16 protein-coding genes are annotated in these 14,996 nt (G+C 32.8%); 8 read left to right on the plus strand and 8 right to left on the minus strand.

The annotated features are described in order from the left end of the window. Nucleotides 1–1,575: a hydroxymethylbilane synthase gene (hemC, locus tag AAFP94_RS04135; RefSeq protein WP_316660296.1), complete on the minus strand. Its 1,575-nt coding sequence runs from the start codon at nucleotides 1,573–1,575 to the stop codon at nucleotides 1–3. After that, nucleotides 1,572–2,828 carry a glutamyl-tRNA reductase gene (gene hemA, locus AAFP94_RS04140; protein ID WP_316660295.1) on the minus strand — a complete coding sequence of 419 codons (1,257 nt, stop codon included), beginning with the start codon at nucleotides 2,826–2,828 and terminating at the stop codon, nucleotides 1,572–1,574. The genes hemC and hemA overlap by 4 nt, the downstream gene beginning before the upstream one ends. 173 nt (nucleotides 2,829–3,001) lie before the next feature. Here hemA and AAFP94_RS04145 point away from each other — a divergent pair, with 173 nt between their 5' ends. Genes AAFP94_RS04145 through AAFP94_RS04170 form a run of 6 tightly spaced genes read left to right on the plus strand, consistent with a single transcriptional unit; the run spans nucleotide 3,002 to nucleotide 7,971 of the window. Next, nucleotides 3,002–3,922 carry a helix-turn-helix transcriptional regulator gene (locus AAFP94_RS04145; RefSeq protein WP_316660294.1) on the plus strand — a complete coding sequence of 307 codons (921 nt, stop codon included), beginning with the start codon at nucleotides 3,002–3,004 and terminating at the stop codon, nucleotides 3,920–3,922. Between the two features lie 11 nt (nucleotides 3,923–3,933). Beyond that, the gene (locus AAFP94_RS04150; RefSeq protein ID WP_316660293.1) at nucleotides 3,934–4,086 is read left to right on the plus strand and encodes a hypothetical protein; all 153 of its coding nucleotides are present in this window, start codon (nucleotides 3,934–3,936) and stop codon (nucleotides 4,084–4,086) included. After that, on the plus strand, nucleotides 4,087–5,115 hold the full coding sequence (gene hemH, locus AAFP94_RS04155; RefSeq protein WP_316660292.1) for a ferrochelatase: 1,029 nt from the start codon (nucleotides 4,087–4,089) through the stop codon (nucleotides 5,113–5,115). Nucleotides 5,116–5,132: 17 nt separating this feature from the next. Then, the gene (locus AAFP94_RS04160; RefSeq protein WP_316660290.1) at nucleotides 5,133–5,681 is read left to right on the plus strand and encodes a CopD family protein; all 549 of its coding nucleotides are present in this window, start codon (nucleotides 5,133–5,135) and stop codon (nucleotides 5,679–5,681) included. A gap of 46 nt (nucleotides 5,682–5,727) precedes the next feature. Then, nucleotides 5,728–7,185, plus strand: coding sequence for a sensor histidine kinase (locus AAFP94_RS04165; RefSeq protein WP_316660287.1), 1,458 nt, complete (start codon nucleotides 5,728–5,730; stop codon nucleotides 7,183–7,185). Nucleotides 7,186–7,188: 3 nt separating this feature from the next. Next, on the plus strand, nucleotides 7,189–7,971 hold the full coding sequence (locus AAFP94_RS04170; RefSeq protein ID WP_316660286.1) for an enoyl-CoA hydratase/isomerase family protein: 783 nt from the start codon (nucleotides 7,189–7,191) through the stop codon (nucleotides 7,969–7,971). 79 nt (nucleotides 7,972–8,050) lie between these two features. On the opposite strand, the gene AAFP94_RS04175 is transcribed toward AAFP94_RS04170, so the two are convergent. Further along, complete coding sequence (locus AAFP94_RS04175; protein ID WP_409628104.1) at nucleotides 8,051–9,904, minus strand: glycoside hydrolase family 3 protein; 1,854 nt, start codon at nucleotides 9,902–9,904, stop codon at nucleotides 8,051–8,053. 329 nt (nucleotides 9,905–10,233) lie between these two features. Here AAFP94_RS04175 and AAFP94_RS04180 point away from each other — a divergent pair, with 329 nt between their 5' ends. After that, entirely contained in the window at nucleotides 10,234–11,307 is a 1,074-nt protein-coding gene (locus AAFP94_RS04180; protein ID WP_316660284.1) for a PA0069 family radical SAM protein, read from the plus strand. On the opposite strand, the gene AAFP94_RS04185 is transcribed toward AAFP94_RS04180, so the two are convergent. The 3 genes from AAFP94_RS04185 to AAFP94_RS04195 all read right to left on the minus strand — a co-directional run bounded on the left by AAFP94_RS04185 (nucleotide 11,304) and on the right by AAFP94_RS04195 (nucleotide 12,501). Next, nucleotides 11,304–11,558, minus strand: coding sequence for a hypothetical protein (locus tag AAFP94_RS04185; RefSeq protein ID WP_316660283.1), 255 nt, complete (start codon nucleotides 11,556–11,558; stop codon nucleotides 11,304–11,306). The genes AAFP94_RS04180 and AAFP94_RS04185 overlap by 4 nt on opposite strands. A gap of 64 nt (nucleotides 11,559–11,622) precedes the next feature. Then, nucleotides 11,623–11,790 (minus strand): hypothetical protein, encoded by a 168-nt coding sequence (locus AAFP94_RS04190; protein ID WP_316660282.1) that lies wholly within the window; start codon nucleotides 11,788–11,790, stop codon nucleotides 11,623–11,625. A 114-nt stretch (nucleotides 11,791–11,904) separates the two neighbouring features. Continuing rightward, complete coding sequence (locus tag AAFP94_RS04195) at nucleotides 11,905–12,501, minus strand: hypothetical protein (RefSeq protein WP_316660281.1); 597 nt, start codon at nucleotides 12,499–12,501, stop codon at nucleotides 11,905–11,907. A 204-nt stretch (nucleotides 12,502–12,705) separates the two neighbouring features. Between AAFP94_RS04195 and AAFP94_RS04200 the strand changes: the two genes are divergently transcribed. Further along, nucleotides 12,706–13,581, plus strand: coding sequence for an AraC family transcriptional regulator (locus AAFP94_RS04200; protein WP_316660280.1), 876 nt, complete (start codon nucleotides 12,706–12,708; stop codon nucleotides 13,579–13,581). Here the strand turns inward: AAFP94_RS04200 and AAFP94_RS04205 are convergent, their stop codons facing one another. Both AAFP94_RS04205 and AAFP94_RS04210 read right to left on the minus strand, forming a co-directional pair. After that, the gene (locus AAFP94_RS04205) at nucleotides 13,582–14,247 is read right to left on the minus strand and encodes an HD domain-containing protein (protein ID WP_316660279.1); all 666 of its coding nucleotides are present in this window, start codon (nucleotides 14,245–14,247) and stop codon (nucleotides 13,582–13,584) included. Then, nucleotides 14,228–14,965: a lysophospholipid acyltransferase family protein gene (locus tag AAFP94_RS04210; protein WP_316660278.1), complete on the minus strand. Its 738-nt coding sequence runs from the start codon at nucleotides 14,963–14,965 to the stop codon at nucleotides 14,228–14,230. Before AAFP94_RS04210 ends, AAFP94_RS04205 begins: the two co-directional genes overlap by 20 nt. Nucleotides 14,966–14,996: the final 31 nt, after the last annotated feature.

Raw genomic sequence — 14,996 nt, forward strand, 5'->3', positions numbered from 1 at the left:
TTATATATAATGATTGTTTACCAATTCAATAACACTTTCAACGGTTGGTACTTTTGCAGTATAAACTTTTTTGAAATATTTTGAAGCTTCTTTTGCGGTAGTTTCTCCAATACAAAAGGCAATACTTTCTGCCTTGTTTTTCTTTAAAAACCCTTGAACTGTTGAAGGGCTATAAAACATTACACTTTCTATATTGGGATCTATTTTTATAGAATCATATTTTGTTTGGTAAGCTTCAACTTCATAGACGGTTATATTGTTTTCAGATAAAATAGTTGGTAATTCATCTAATCTTAAATCGCTACAGAAATAAGTAACTTCTGTGCCTTCCAAATATTTAACCAAATATTCTGCTAACGCTTTGGCGTTTTTAGCAGAATACTTTACTTGGCCAATTTTATCTTCAATCATACGTTTGGTACGACGTCCAACGCAGTAAATATTTTTAAACTTTAAATCTTCTTTAGGGCAATTGTTCAAAATTGCTTCAACAGCATTTTTACTGGTTATTATGACGTTTTCAACAGGTGATTTTAAAAGAGTTATGGGGATTCTATTTAAACTAATTTTAATGGCATCATTACTTTCTACAACCAGATTATTATTAAATAGAAATTTCTGTGCTTCTGTTATTTTTTTAGTAGAATACACATTTGCTTTTTTGACAGTGAGCTTAATATCATCCATAAGTCGCTTTCCACCATGTTCAATAATATAGTCGGAAGCAAATCTTGCAATATTGTGGTGATTACCTAATTTTTCTGAACGATTAACCTCAATTTTTTTGCTTCCATCAGGGCTTAACAAAACACCTTTAAAATTGACCTCTTCATTTTTAATATAAGCCAACGCTCCAATTGGAGCCGTGCATCCTCCTTCAAGTAAATTTAAAAACGCACGTTCTATTGAAGTGCAAACTTCGGTTTCTTCGTGGTTAATTTCTTGACAGATGGCCTTAATTTCTTCATCATTCTTCAAGGCCGTAATCATGATTGCTCCTTGAGCTGGCGCAGGAATCATCCAATCTAAATTATCTGAAGTTTCTGGTTTTAGATTCAACCTTCCTAAACCAGCCGCAGCGAAAATAGCTCCATTCCATTCTTTATTATTTTCTAGTTTTTGTAGCCTAGAATTAACATTGCCTCGTAAATCTACAATAGTGTGTGTAGGATACCTATTTAACCATTGAGATCTTCTGCGTAAACTTCCAGTCGCGATAATTGCATCTTTTTGAGACATGAACTCTTCATTTTTTTTGTAAACGAGCATGTCTTTTACATTTCCTCTTTTTAAAACAGCGACTTGAACTATATCTTCAGGTAAAACAGTTGGTACGTCCTTTAAGGAATGTACAGCAATATCAATATCACCATTAAGCATGGCTATGTCTAAAGTTTTTGTAAAAATTCCAGTAATTCCAAGTTGATAAAGAGGCTTGTCTAATACTAAATCTCCAGTAGATTTTAATGGTACTATAACAGTTTTATGACCTAAAGCTTCAAGTTGTTGTTGTGCGATTTTTGCTTGCCAAAGAGCTAGTTGACTGTCACGAGTACCTATTCTAATAGTTTTCATTCTGTCGTGCTTTCAAGTTGAAACACTTTTTTTATCAATTCAAGGCTTTCGTCGGTTGGAAATTCGTCGTCTTTTAGATGATGTGCAAAATGATTGGTTATTTTTTGGATAATATTATTACTTATGAGTTCTGCTTGATCTTCATTAAAGTTCAGCATTTTTTTTCTTTGTGCTTCCAATTCAGAATTTTTGAATTCCAACAATTTGCCTTTTAACGCATGAATTGTTGGCGCGAATTTTCTAGTTTCTAACCACGAAATAAATTCAGACATTATATTATTAATAATATCTTCTGCTATAGGAATATGAGCTTTTCTGTTTTCTAATGTTTCATCTGTGATTTGCGACAAATGATCTAAATGAACTAGTGATACGTTATCTAATTCATCAACATTTTCATCAACATTTTTTGGAATTGAAAGATCTAATATTAAAAGAGGTTTGTTCGTTTGTATGATGTAATTGTCGATGGTTGGGTTTTGAGCTCCCGTTGCAACAATCAGGATATCAGTCTTGTTTATTTCTTCTTGTAAATCGCCATAGTCTTTAACAATTAAATTAAACTTACCAGCAATTTTTTCTGCTTTGTCTTTAGTCCTATTAATTAATGTGATATGACTGTTTTTAGTATGCTTAATAAGGTTTTCGCAGGTGTTTCTGCCAATTTTTCCTGTTCCAAACAATAAAATATTTTTAGAAGAAACATTTTCTATGTTCTTAAGTATATATTGAACCGAAGCAAATGAAACAGAAGTTGCTCCGGATGAAATTTCTGTTTCTGTTTTTATACGCTTACTGGCTTGAATTACAGCATTAATTAAACGTTCTGAAAATGCATTCAACAAACCATACTTTTTTGATATACGCGCGCTGGTTTTTAATTGAGATATTATTTCGAAGTCACCAAGAATCTGACTATCAAGCCCAGAACCTACTCTAAACATATGAGAAATAGCTTCCTTGTTTTTGTAAACATAAGCTACTTTTTGAAATTCTTCAAGAGTTCCTCTGGTATTATCACATAATAGTTTTATGAGTTGAAAAGGATGTTGTGCATGACCATAAAGTTCTGTTCTATTACAAGTTGAAGCAATAATAAGGCTTTCAATGTTGTTTTCTTTAGCCTGTTCAAGTAGAATTTGTTTAGTCTTTTCATCTAAACTAAAATCACCTCTAACTTTGGCATCAGCTTTTTTGTAGCTTAACCCAATAGTATAAAAGGAATTTCCTTTTGCAGCGGTATTATAATCCATAATAATGAACAGAATAAAACGAAACAACAAATTTATAAGCCTTAATGCTAAAAAAATAACGCCAGAAGAACTTTTAGTATCGTTGATGGTTTTTTGTAGTATTTCATATTGGATATTTCGTATTTATACTATTTTTGTAGTAAATTCAATATATTTGGGGCAATTAAAATAGAATGAATCTAAATAATATAAAAGACAATAGTGTGAATTTGATTCAAAAAAATAACGCAGAAAGTACTTTCCATAAAGTTGCAATTGATGATGATTTTGAAGTACTTACGTTTAAAAACTCAAGTAGCGAGGAGCAATATGCATCACGGGATGTTGATTGTAATTTTATTCAATTTCATTTTTGCATAAAAGGATCTAGTAAATTTAAATTTAACAATGGAAGCTATACTTTAGATATTCTTGAAGAAAACTCATTGTTGCTATATAACCCTAATCGAGAACTACCTTTAAATCTTGAGATCAGTCCTAATTCATGGTTGCTGACAGTCATTATATCTATAAAGAAGTTTCATGGTTTATTTTCTCAAGAAGCAGATTATATTACCTTTTTGAGTCCTGAAAATAAAGGAAAGAAATATTATAAAGACGGAAAGATAACTCCATCTATGGCTATTGTTCTTAATCAGCTTATTAACTTTAATCTAAATCGGTCAATCAAGACCTTATATTTTAAAGGGAAGACTTATGAACTATTGAGTTTATACTTTAACAGAAGTGAAGACACTAATGTTGAACAATGCCCTTTTTTGGTTGACGAGACCAATGTAATTAAGATTAGAAAAGCAAAAGATATTATCATTTCAAGAATGGCAGAACCGCCTACCTTACAAGAACTCGCTGACGAAATACAGTTAAGTTTAAAAAAGCTTAAGGAAGGATTTAAACAAATTTATGGCGATTCAGTTTTTAGTTTTTTGTTCGATTATAAAATGGAAGTGGCAAGAAAGCTTTTAGAAACTGGTGATAACAATGTTAATGAGGTAGGCTTAAAGGTTGGCTATAGCACAGCAAGTCATTTTATTTCGGCTTTCAAAAAGAAATATGGAACGACTCCTAAAAAATATGTGCAATCCATAAATTAAGAATAGTTTAGATGAAATATTTAACCCCAGAAATTGAAGCTCTATCAAAGAATAAACATTTAAATTCTTTAGTCCATATAACCATATCCTGTGGAATTTTTCAAGAATATGTAAATAATAAACGACCAAAGTTGAATTATCAAGAAAGTAATGAAATAAAGTAAATGAAAAAAGGTGTTTTACTTATCAATTTGGGTTCTCCAGACAGCTACAACCCAAAGGATGTAAAAAAGTATTTAGGCGAATTTTTAATGGATGAACGTGTTATAGATATTCCATATGTTGCAAGAGCTTTGCTTGTAAGAGGAATAATTTTAAAAACCCGACCAAAAGCTTCTGCCGCAGCTTACAAAAAGATCTGGTGGGAAGAAGGGTCACCTCTTATAGTAATTTCAGAACGCTTAAAGAAGAAAGTGCAAAAGCAACTGAAGGTGCCAGTGGCATTAGCTATGAGATATGGAAGCATGACTATAAAAAAAGGGCTTCAAGAACTTGTAGATAAAGAGGTAGAAGAAGTCATATTGTTTCCTTTGTATCCACAGTTTGCAATGGCTACTACTGAAACTATTTTAGTACTGGCAGAACAGTTGAAACAAGACTATTTTCCAAATTTAAAATTAAGTTCTATTCCTGCATTTTATAATAAGCCAGATTATATCGAATTACTTTCCAACTCTATTAAGAAACACCTACAAGGCATCAATTATGAGCATATTTTATTCTCGTACCATGGTGTACCAGAAAGGCACATTAAAAAAAGCGATATCACAAAATCACATTGTAAAATTGATGGAAGTTGTTGCATTACACCTAGTAAAGCACATCAATTTTGTTACAGACATCAATGTTTAGAAGTTACTAGATTAGTAGCTGAAAGACTTCAATTTAAAGAAGGAACGTTTTCTACATCTTTTCAATCGCGTTTAGGATTTGACCCATGGTTACAGCCATATACAGATAGAACGATTGAACGTATGGGAAAAAATGGCATAAAAAATATGGCTATCGTGACACCTGCATTTGTAAGTGACTGTTTGGAAACGCTTGAAGAAATTGCTATGGAAGGAAAAGAAATATTTGAAGAAATGGGAGGAGAAACTTTTACAACCATCCCATGTTTGAACGATGATGAAGAATGGGCAAGTTTGATTTCTAAATGGGTTAAAGAACAATTTGAAACTACAAATAATTAATTTAGTTTTTAAAAATAATGGAATACTATTACTATATAAAATCGTTGCATCTCATTTTTGTAATCACCTGGTTTGCCGGACTTTTTTACATCCCCAGGCTTTTTATTTATCACATTGAAGCTCAAGATAAGCCTTCTCCGGACAAAGAAATTTTAAGTAATCAATTAAAACTCATGGCAAATCGTTTGTGGAATATTATCACTTGGCCATCTGCTATTCTGGCTACACTCTTTGCTATTTGGCTATTAATATTGATGCCTTCTTGGCTTGAACAAGGCTGGATGCTTGTAAAATTGCTTTTTGTTTTATTGTTGATAATTTATCATTTAAAAACACATCAATTTTATAAGGAACTTCAAAACAATGTAATAAAACGAACCTCTAACTTTATGAGGCTATGGAATGAAGGAGCTACATTTATTTTATTTGCTGTTATTTTTCTAGCTGTTTTAAAAAATGCTTTAAATTGGATGTTCGGCATTATTGGAATTGTTGTGTTAGCAATCTTAATTTTCCTTGGGTTTAAACTATACAAAAACATCCGCTCTAATAATCCTGATGCTTGATATAATTGGTGTGATTATTGCTATATTTATGTCAATATTTTTTTGAATGAATCTTAAAAATCTTTCTTTACGTAATCGCATATTTATAGCAATGATCCTCTTGGTTGTATTTGCTTCAGTGTTAATTGCTGCTGTTGCGATTTATCAATACAGTGAGGAGACTAAAGATTATCATGAACAAAGACTTGAACGAAAGGAAAAAAACATAAGAGCTCATATCAGTTTTATTATAAGAGGTAGGGAGAATACTTATGAAACGAAAACCGAAAACATTCCATTTATATTTAAAGATAAAATATACGAAATTGCAGATATACACAGTCTTCAAATTAACTTATATGATTTAGAAGGATCACTTTTGATCTCATCTAAAGCTGCTTTGGTTCAAGATACTATACCCAAATGTTTACCAGCTGAAATTCTGAATACACTTTCAGAATCGGTTGAAAGACGATATGTTGAAAAAAGAATTATAAACGACAAAATTTCACAATCTTCCTATACCTACGTTACAGATCAAAAGTTCAAACCGCTAGCAATTTTAAACCTACCATATCTTGAAGACGATGATTTTCTCTCAAAAGAGCTGAATGAGTTTTTAGAGCGTTTAGGCTACGTGTACCTTTTGGTTTTAATAACAGGAATTATTATTGCTTTTTTACTTTCAAAATATATTACTAAATCTCTTAAACAGATAAGTGATAAGATAAATGCTACACGATTAGAAAAACAAAATGAAAAGATTGAGATTATTGATGGCAGTGAAGAAATTTCAACATTAGTGAACTCATATAATAGTATGATTGACGAACTAGAAGAAAGCGCAATAAAACTAGCGAGAAGTGAACGAGAACAAGCATGGAGAGAAATGGCAAAACAAGTAGCGCACGAGATAAAAAACCCTTTAACTCCCATGAGGTTAAGTGTTCAAAACTTTGAGCGTAAATTTGACCCCAATGATCCAGATATTGACAAAAGAGTTAAAGAATATACCAAAACACTTATTCAGCAAATAGACACGATGAGTTCTATTGCTTCTGCATTTTCTAATTTTGCCAAGATGCCAGCACAACAAAATGAAACCTTAAATGTGGTGAACATTGTTAAGTTGGCGTTAGATATTTTTAGCGAGAATTATATTGAGTTTCAGTCAACAGAAAAGGAAATTGTTGCCAAATTTGATAGAACCCAACTGATCCGTGTGGTGACCAATCTGGTTAAAAATGCCATTCAAGCTATGCCTGCTGAAAATGAGCCTAAAATATTTGTGATAGTAGATTCAGACAAAGACAATGTTATTATAACGGTCGCTGATAATGGTGTTGGTGTTTCAGAAGATAATAGAAACAAAGTCTTTGAACCCAAATTTACTACCAAAACAAGTGGCATGGGATTAGGTTTGGCTATGGTCAAAAATATTGTCGAAACCTATAACGGGACGATTACATTTACGTCTAAAAAAGGTGTAGGTACAACCTTTAAAGTTACATTTCCAAAATCTTAAAATATGAGTTATAATAATATTCTTGTTGATTATAATAATAACATTACAGTTATTACCATAAACAGACCAAACAAGCTAAATGCTTTAAACAGAGAAACCATTCAAGAACTTCATGAAGCTTTTGACGAAGCAGATGAAGACAAAGACACCAAAGTCATTATTGTAACAGGAAGTGGAGAAAAAGCCTTTGTAGCTGGTGCAGATATTAGCGAGTTTGCTCATTTTGATGTCAAAAAAGGCAAGAAGCTTGCAAAAAAAGGACAAGAACTACTATTTGATTTTGTTGAAAATCTATCTACTCCGGTTATTGCGGCTATTAATGGTTTTGCCCTTGGTGGTGGTTTAGAATTGGCTATGGCTGCACATTTCAGGGTAGCCAGCGACAATGCTAAAATGGGATTACCAGAAGTTTCACTTGGAGTTATTCCAGGTTATGGAGGCACACAAAGATTGCCTCAATTGGTTGGTAAAGGCAGAGCTATGGAAATGATAACAACAGCAGGTATGATAGATGCCCAAACGGCTTTAAATTATGGTTTGGTTAACCATGTCACTACACAAGAAGAACTTATCTTATTGGCTCAAAAAATTGCCACAAAAATTGCAAGGAACTCTTCTGTGGCAATTGGTGCTGCAATAGAAGCTGTAAACGCAAATTATGAAGAAGGCGTTAATGGTTTTGATGTTGAAATAGAAGCTTTTGGTAATTGTTTTGGTACTAAAGATTTTAAGGAAGGTACATCTGCGTTTTTAGCCAAAAGACAAGCTAATTTTCCAGGGGAATAATTTTAAGTTTCGTTTAACGGTCTCGTGTATGCGGCGTTGCCAGCTTCTGCTGACAATGAACGCATATACAATGTTACAGTCAGTTTTCTTTCTTATGATATTCTAATCCAAATCCGAATTCGAACAATGGATTTTCGCTATCATACGGGACATCTGTTTTTTGATTTTTGACAGTGTCCATAGAAGACGGCAGCTCGAAAGGTAACTTTCCTTGCGGTGCAGTATTTCCAAAAAGCACTTCACAAACCGATTTATCACTTGCACCATAATTAGCAATCAGAGCCGCTGCGGCATTCGTAATTTCAGGAATGACAGCAGGTCTATCTAAATAAATATCCACGATGGTTGGCACTTTGTTTAATAAATCTAAAATTCGCTGTTTTTCATCGCCTTTAAAATCCAAATCACCATGATGAAACCCTTTTGCCATAGGTACATTTGTTTCGGCAGGATACCACGGCGTATTTAATCTAATAATTGCAAAATCAGCCGCTTCTGGTGTTGCTACTACTTCTGCGTAGTTCGCTACCGCTGCACTGTCTATGTTTTCAAGATATACTTTGAATTTCTTTTGTGATAATGGCAAAGTTGATTTGTCATTTTTCAAAAGTGTCATAGAGATTTTTTGCGTTTTTTCTCCTAATGCCACTGATGCTTCCGTACCAACAATTTCGTTGACTTTAGTTTCATCCACAAAAGGATTATCAAACAAACCCAACTCGAATTTTTGTTTCAGCAAACGTTTTATGGAAACATCAATACGTTCTTCCGTCAATTTACCTTCTTTGACCAATTGCACCACCAACTCTGGTCTATTTTCACCACCAAACTGGTCACAACCTGCTTCAATAATCTTCAACGCTCGGTCGGCAGCATTTAAATCTTCTACGCCCCACGCCCTTGCTTTCCAAACTACATCTGGCCCCATAGGCAGGTCGGTAATTAAGCCCCAATCTGTACAGACAACACCATCGTATTTGTACTTTTCTCTCAATAAAGTGGTAATAATGGTTTTGTTATAAGCCATCGCTACATTCTCATCCGTTTGGTCAGTCGGTACGCCATAGTAAGGCATGATAGCAGCCGTATTGACTTCAAAAGCGGCTTCAAAAGGAATCAAGTGATAGTCAAAGTTATCACCTGGATATATTTGTCCTTTTTGAAATGAAAAATGTGGGTCTAAACCTTCCTTTTGTGGTCCACCGCCTGGGAAGTGCTTCGTCATACAAGCTATGCCATTGCTCAATTTCTCGCCTTGCAAACCACGAATATAAGGTTTGACCAATCGAGCAGTTAACTCCGCATCTTCGCTAAAGTTCCCACTAATCCTTGCCCAACGAGGTTCAGTAGCTAAATCGATTTGAGGATGCAATGCCTCTCTAATACCAATAGCCAAATATTCTTGACGGACGATATTTGCAAATTCCGCCACCAAGTTTTCGTCACCAATAGCCGCAAAACCCGGCATTTCACAAAATTGAGCAAAACCCTTTGCACTCATTGAAAAAATCGTATTACTAAAATGATGTCTTGGGTCAGATGCAATAGTAATTGGGATACCTAACCTTGTTTTTTCAGCGACTTGTTGAGTATTATTATACCATTTAGCAAAAAAATTTGGGTCAGCAGGAATGCTCCAAATATTAAAATGTGTCATTTTTAGTTTATCCATGTTTTCGACAACCGAAGCCATTCGTGACGCAGGACCTTCAAGACCTTCTTTGCCATCTGGTTTCGCATCAGCACTAACAGGCGCACCATTGATAAACATCATACCTGCTTTTTCTTCCAAAGTCATTTGGCTTAATAAATCGTCAATTCTAGCTTCGATAGGTTGATTGATATCTTCGTATATGTCCAACTTTTTGTTTTTGTTCAAATCTCTAAATTGGACACCATTCTGGTCAACAAGAATGGTGGATTTGCCTTGCACAACTTCATTTAGCTCCAATGACTCTTTTTTCTTTTGAGATTGCTGGCAACCTGCAAGAATTATGAATGTAAGAAAGTAAAATGTTGATTTATTCATTTGTTGATATTTTGTTTTCTTAATTGACTGTAATGCTTTGATATGGAATTTTTTAATTGGCTATATCAGTTGTTAAACGAAGTTCGACTATTTTTATCACAAAGTCAAATTTGCTCAAAAACCCCATTTTGTTAATAACCCATTTTTGTTTAGCATATATCAAAAACAATAATATGTAACTTTAAAGCTCTACTCTAAAATACAGGAGAAGTTTCATTATTATTTTACTTGTTATGTACCCAAAATCTGCTATTAAAGGCCGAGGAGCCCAACTTAATGTACCCAATCGCTTCTTTGAGTTAAGCCATGAAATGCTTGACGATTTCCTTGAATACTGTGCCCAAGAAGGTGAAGAAGCAGATAAGAACAAGACACTTTACTTGCCTGTTTTTCCAAAAACGATAGTCAATAAAGTAGAAAGTCCAGATGTTGGTATGATGTATTCTATGAATCCGTATCAAGGTTGCGAACATGGTTGTATTTATTGCTATGCCAGAAACTCACACGAGTTTTGGGGCTACAGTGCAGGTCTGGATTTTGAAAGACGTATTCTAGTAAAAAAAGATGCCCCAAAGTTATTGGAGGAGCTGCTTAAAAAGAAAAGTTGGAAAGCGCATCCAATAGTATTGTCAGGCAATACAGATTGTTACCAACCAGCAGAGCAACAATTTAAAATAACTAGAGAATGCTTAAAGGTTTTTCTCAAGTATAAACATCCTGTAGCTATCATCACTAAAAATACTTTAATCTTAAGAGATTTGGATGTTTTAAAACAATTAGGAAAAGACAACCTGATTGGTGTAAATGTATCTATCACTTCATTATCTGAAGACATCAGGCGCATTTTAGAACCCAGAACAGCAACCATAAAAAAACGTTTGGAATCTGTTAGGGTTTTAAGCGAAAACGCTATTCCTGTTAATGTCATGATTGCACCAATAATACCTTCAATTAACAGTCATGAAATATTACCTCTTGCCAAAATAGTTTCGGAGCATGGTGCATTGTCTATTGGTCATACTATTATTAGGCTTAATGGTGCAATTGGTGAGATCTTTACAAATTGGATTAAAACAACAATGCCAGATAGAGCGGAAAAAGTTTTACATCAAATTGAAGATTGCCATGGCGGCAATCTGAATGATTCACGTTTTGGAACACGTATGAGAGGCGAAGGTAAGATTGCACACCAAATTAATGAGACTATAGCCTTGGCAAAAAGAATGTATTTTAATAATAAAGTGATACCAAAACTAAATACTTCTTTTCATGCACAGTATAAAACAGGGCAGTATAAATTATTTTAAATTGAACTCTTATCAAACTCATCTCCGATTATGGCATCAAACAATATCGCTGCTGATATCCAGTAAATTAATCCATACATTAATATTAGAATCAACCAAAAAACTTCCCAACCCGTTCCTATGATTAAGGAGGTGATTACAATTAAAACAGTAACATTTAAAGCACCCCAAATTATATTTAAAAGAATTCTTTTCAAACGCCAGTTTGTGATTGTAAAGTTTTTGATTGCTGTTGATATTTTGTTGGTCATTTTATTTAAGAACATAATTATTAAAACGAATGGTAGTGCAAGTAATCATGCTAATAGTTAACATTTATAGAATTGCAGGTAATTCACTTAATGCTTTACCGCATTTATAGCATAATGGGTCTTTTTTGAAATTAAGCACATCGCCAATTTCAAACTCATGCTTACATTTTTTAACTTCTTTATTAACATGTATCAAAGATGTTTTTTTTAATTTTTTAATAAACTTTATCATTATTTCAAGTTTTTAAACGAATTGGATTTTTGTTAAATTCTGATAATTTAAAAGGATAAGCAGGCATAAGAAAACCCGCTTATCCACTAACAAACTAAACTAGAATGACACTAATTAAATATTAATGTATTCAACAAATTCTCTTCCTTCAGATTTTATGACAATTTTATAAGTAGATTTATATTTTTCAGCTATCCTATAAATTCTTTCAATGATTTTTGTGTTTTCAATAGATTCAGAGTGTACCAATTTAGCCCCTTCAGAAGTCATCTCATAGAATTTAATTTCCGTAGGCTTTAATTCTAAAGATAATTTTGAAATTAGAATACGATTATCTTTCACCCTAATAATAGGTTTAAAAACAGATACTTCTTCTTCTTTTTCAAAAACCACACTATTTGATTTTACTTTAAAAGGAATTGTTTTGATCTCAAAATCCTTATCAAGTTCAAAATAATATTTACCATCTGGTAATGATGTAAGATCAAATCCTTTATAGTATGTTCCAGATTCTTTAATTAACTCCTTATATAGAGTTAAACCGTTCTGATCTTTTATTACTAATTTTTGACCCTCTTTAACACCATTTAAGGTTAGACTCGTTTTTTTATACTCTTTTTTAGAAGTCATTACTTTACTTTCATTGGCATAACCTAACAAAGTGGTAAACATAATTATCAACGCGATACTTTTTTTGATTACTTTTTTCATGATTTGGTTTTTTAAATGTTTTTACAAGACAAATGTAGAGGTGATTACCGTTTTAAAAAACATCAATTTTGGCTGATTTGTAGACTAAATTAACCTGAATAAGCATGTTAATTTAATGTTAAGTTAATATAGCATATAAAATAGTTAAATCTACACAGGTATTTTAGGCTTTTTAACCTTATTTTTGTTATTAATTACCCCATTATGATAGTTAGCAAACCTGCTTATGAGAAGATTAGCCCAAGTTTTGGGAGTTCATTATTAGTCAGGCAACATACGGAAAACAGAGAAAGGAATAATGCGTTTTGGCATTTTCATCCAGAGATTGAACTTGTTTACGTAAACAAAGGACGCGGTAAAAGACATATTGGCAATCATTTATCTTACTTTAATAATAGTCAGCTAATATTAATAGGCTCCAATTTACCTCATAACGGTTTTACCGATAGATTAACAGCCAGAGGCACAGAAACTATTGTTCAGTTTAAAGAAGATTTTTTGGGTAAGGAATTCTTTGAAAAACCAGAATTTAGTGAAATATTATCAATGTTTGAGCGAGCTAAAAAAGGCATTTTGTTTAAACCTGAAATAAAATCCATAGTTGGCCCTAAAATTGAAAAACTTAATGAAGAAAAAGGAGTACAAAGAATTCTAAAACTATTGGATGTTCTTAATGATTTGGCTACTTCTCCAGATTATTCGCTATTGAATGTTGATGGGTTTGCATTTGAGACCAAACCTCAAGACAGTGAGAAAATAGATATTATATTTAAGCATATAAATAACAATTTTAAAAATCACATAAGCCTCGAAGAAATTGCAGATAAAGTGAGCATGACTGTTCCGTCTTTTTGTAGGTATTTTAAAAAAGCCACAGGAAAAACATTTACAAAGCTAGTAAATGAATATCGTGTTGTACATGCTACTAAATTATTGTTAGAGAAACAATCAAGTATTACAGATATATGTTTTGAATGTGGGTTTAATAATTTTTCTCACTTCAATAAACTTTTTAAGGAAATAACAGGCAAAAGTGCTTCAAAATACAGAAGCGAAATGAAACGCTTTATTCAGCAATAATTATTTTTTGCCATCCCATTCAGCATAAAACTGTTCTAGAAATTGTTCCATAAATTGGTGCCTTTCTTGAGCAATTCGTTTGCCTGTTTTAGTGTTCATCTTATCTTTTAAGAGTAATAGCTTTTCATAAAAATGATTTATTGTAGGTGCTGTTGAAGTTTTGTATTCTTCTTTGGTCATATTCATTTTAGGTAAAATGCTTGGGTCAAAAAGCGTTCTGTTTTTATAACCTCCATAATTAAAGCATCTTGCAATACCTATAGCACCAATGGCATCCAAACGGTCGGCATCCTGTATTACATCCAATTCTTTTGAGTTGAATTCTTGTTCAGTATTTCCGCCTTTAAACGATATGTTCTCTATAATTTTAACCACATGTTCAATAATGGCTGAATCTACATCATGCTTGAATAAGAATTCGCGTGCTATTTTTGGCCCCATCGATTCGTCACCATCATAAAATTTACTGTCTGCAATATCGTGTAACAAAGCACCTAAACAAACTACTTGCATGTCAACATCTTCAGTTTTTGCAATAAGCTTGCTATTGTTAAATACACGAAGTGTATGAAACCAGTCATGGCCGCCTTCGGCGTTTTTTAAAGTTTTTTTTACAAACCGTTTAGTAATATCGATGAGATATGAATTAGTTAAGTTCGATGGCATCTGTAATTTGTTTTTCAATAGCATTAATTATTTGATTATGATCTTGATCTCCAAGTTTAATAGGTTGATGAACCGTGAATGAAAGATGATTACCAATACCCATTGGAAATTTCCCATATCGAAGCATTTTCCATGAATTATTGATGGTGATTGGAACTACCAAAGCTGAAGGAATATGCTCAAATAAAGTTAAGAGGCCTTTTCTTTGAAAAGGTTTTGGAACACCATTCCGACTTCTGGTACCTTCTGGGAAAATTACGGCCGCATAGTTATTGTTTTTAATATACTGGGCAAAATCCTTAATTGCATTTATGGCTTGAGCAGGTTTTTTTCTGTCAATGAGCACAGAGCCTCCATGCCGAAGGTTATAAGAAACACTTGGAATACCTTTACCTAGTTCAATTTTACTAATAAATTTCACATGATGTTTTCTTAAAAACCACATAATTGGAGGAATATCATACATACTTTGATGATTGGTAACAATAATGAGTGGCTGCTCTTTTTCAATCTTATAAGGATTTTTATAGTTAAAGCGAGTTCCTAAAACATTAAGGCATCGCATAATAAAAAATTGAAGCCAGTCTACGGAAATTTTATGCGCTTTGTAGCCTAAAATATTAAAACAAAACCATTGAATTGGATGAAAAATGAGAATCGTTATTCCAAAAAGCAAGGAATAGATTATAGTAAGCAGATATGCTAATAATTTTCGCATGTATAAAATTAAAAAACCACGTTGAAAAACG

Origin of the sequence: Gilvirhabdus luticola (genome assembly GCF_040117515.1) — a bacterium.
Taxonomy (GTDB): Bacteria; Bacteroidota; Bacteroidia; order Flavobacteriales; family Flavobacteriaceae; genus Gilvirhabdus; species Gilvirhabdus luticola.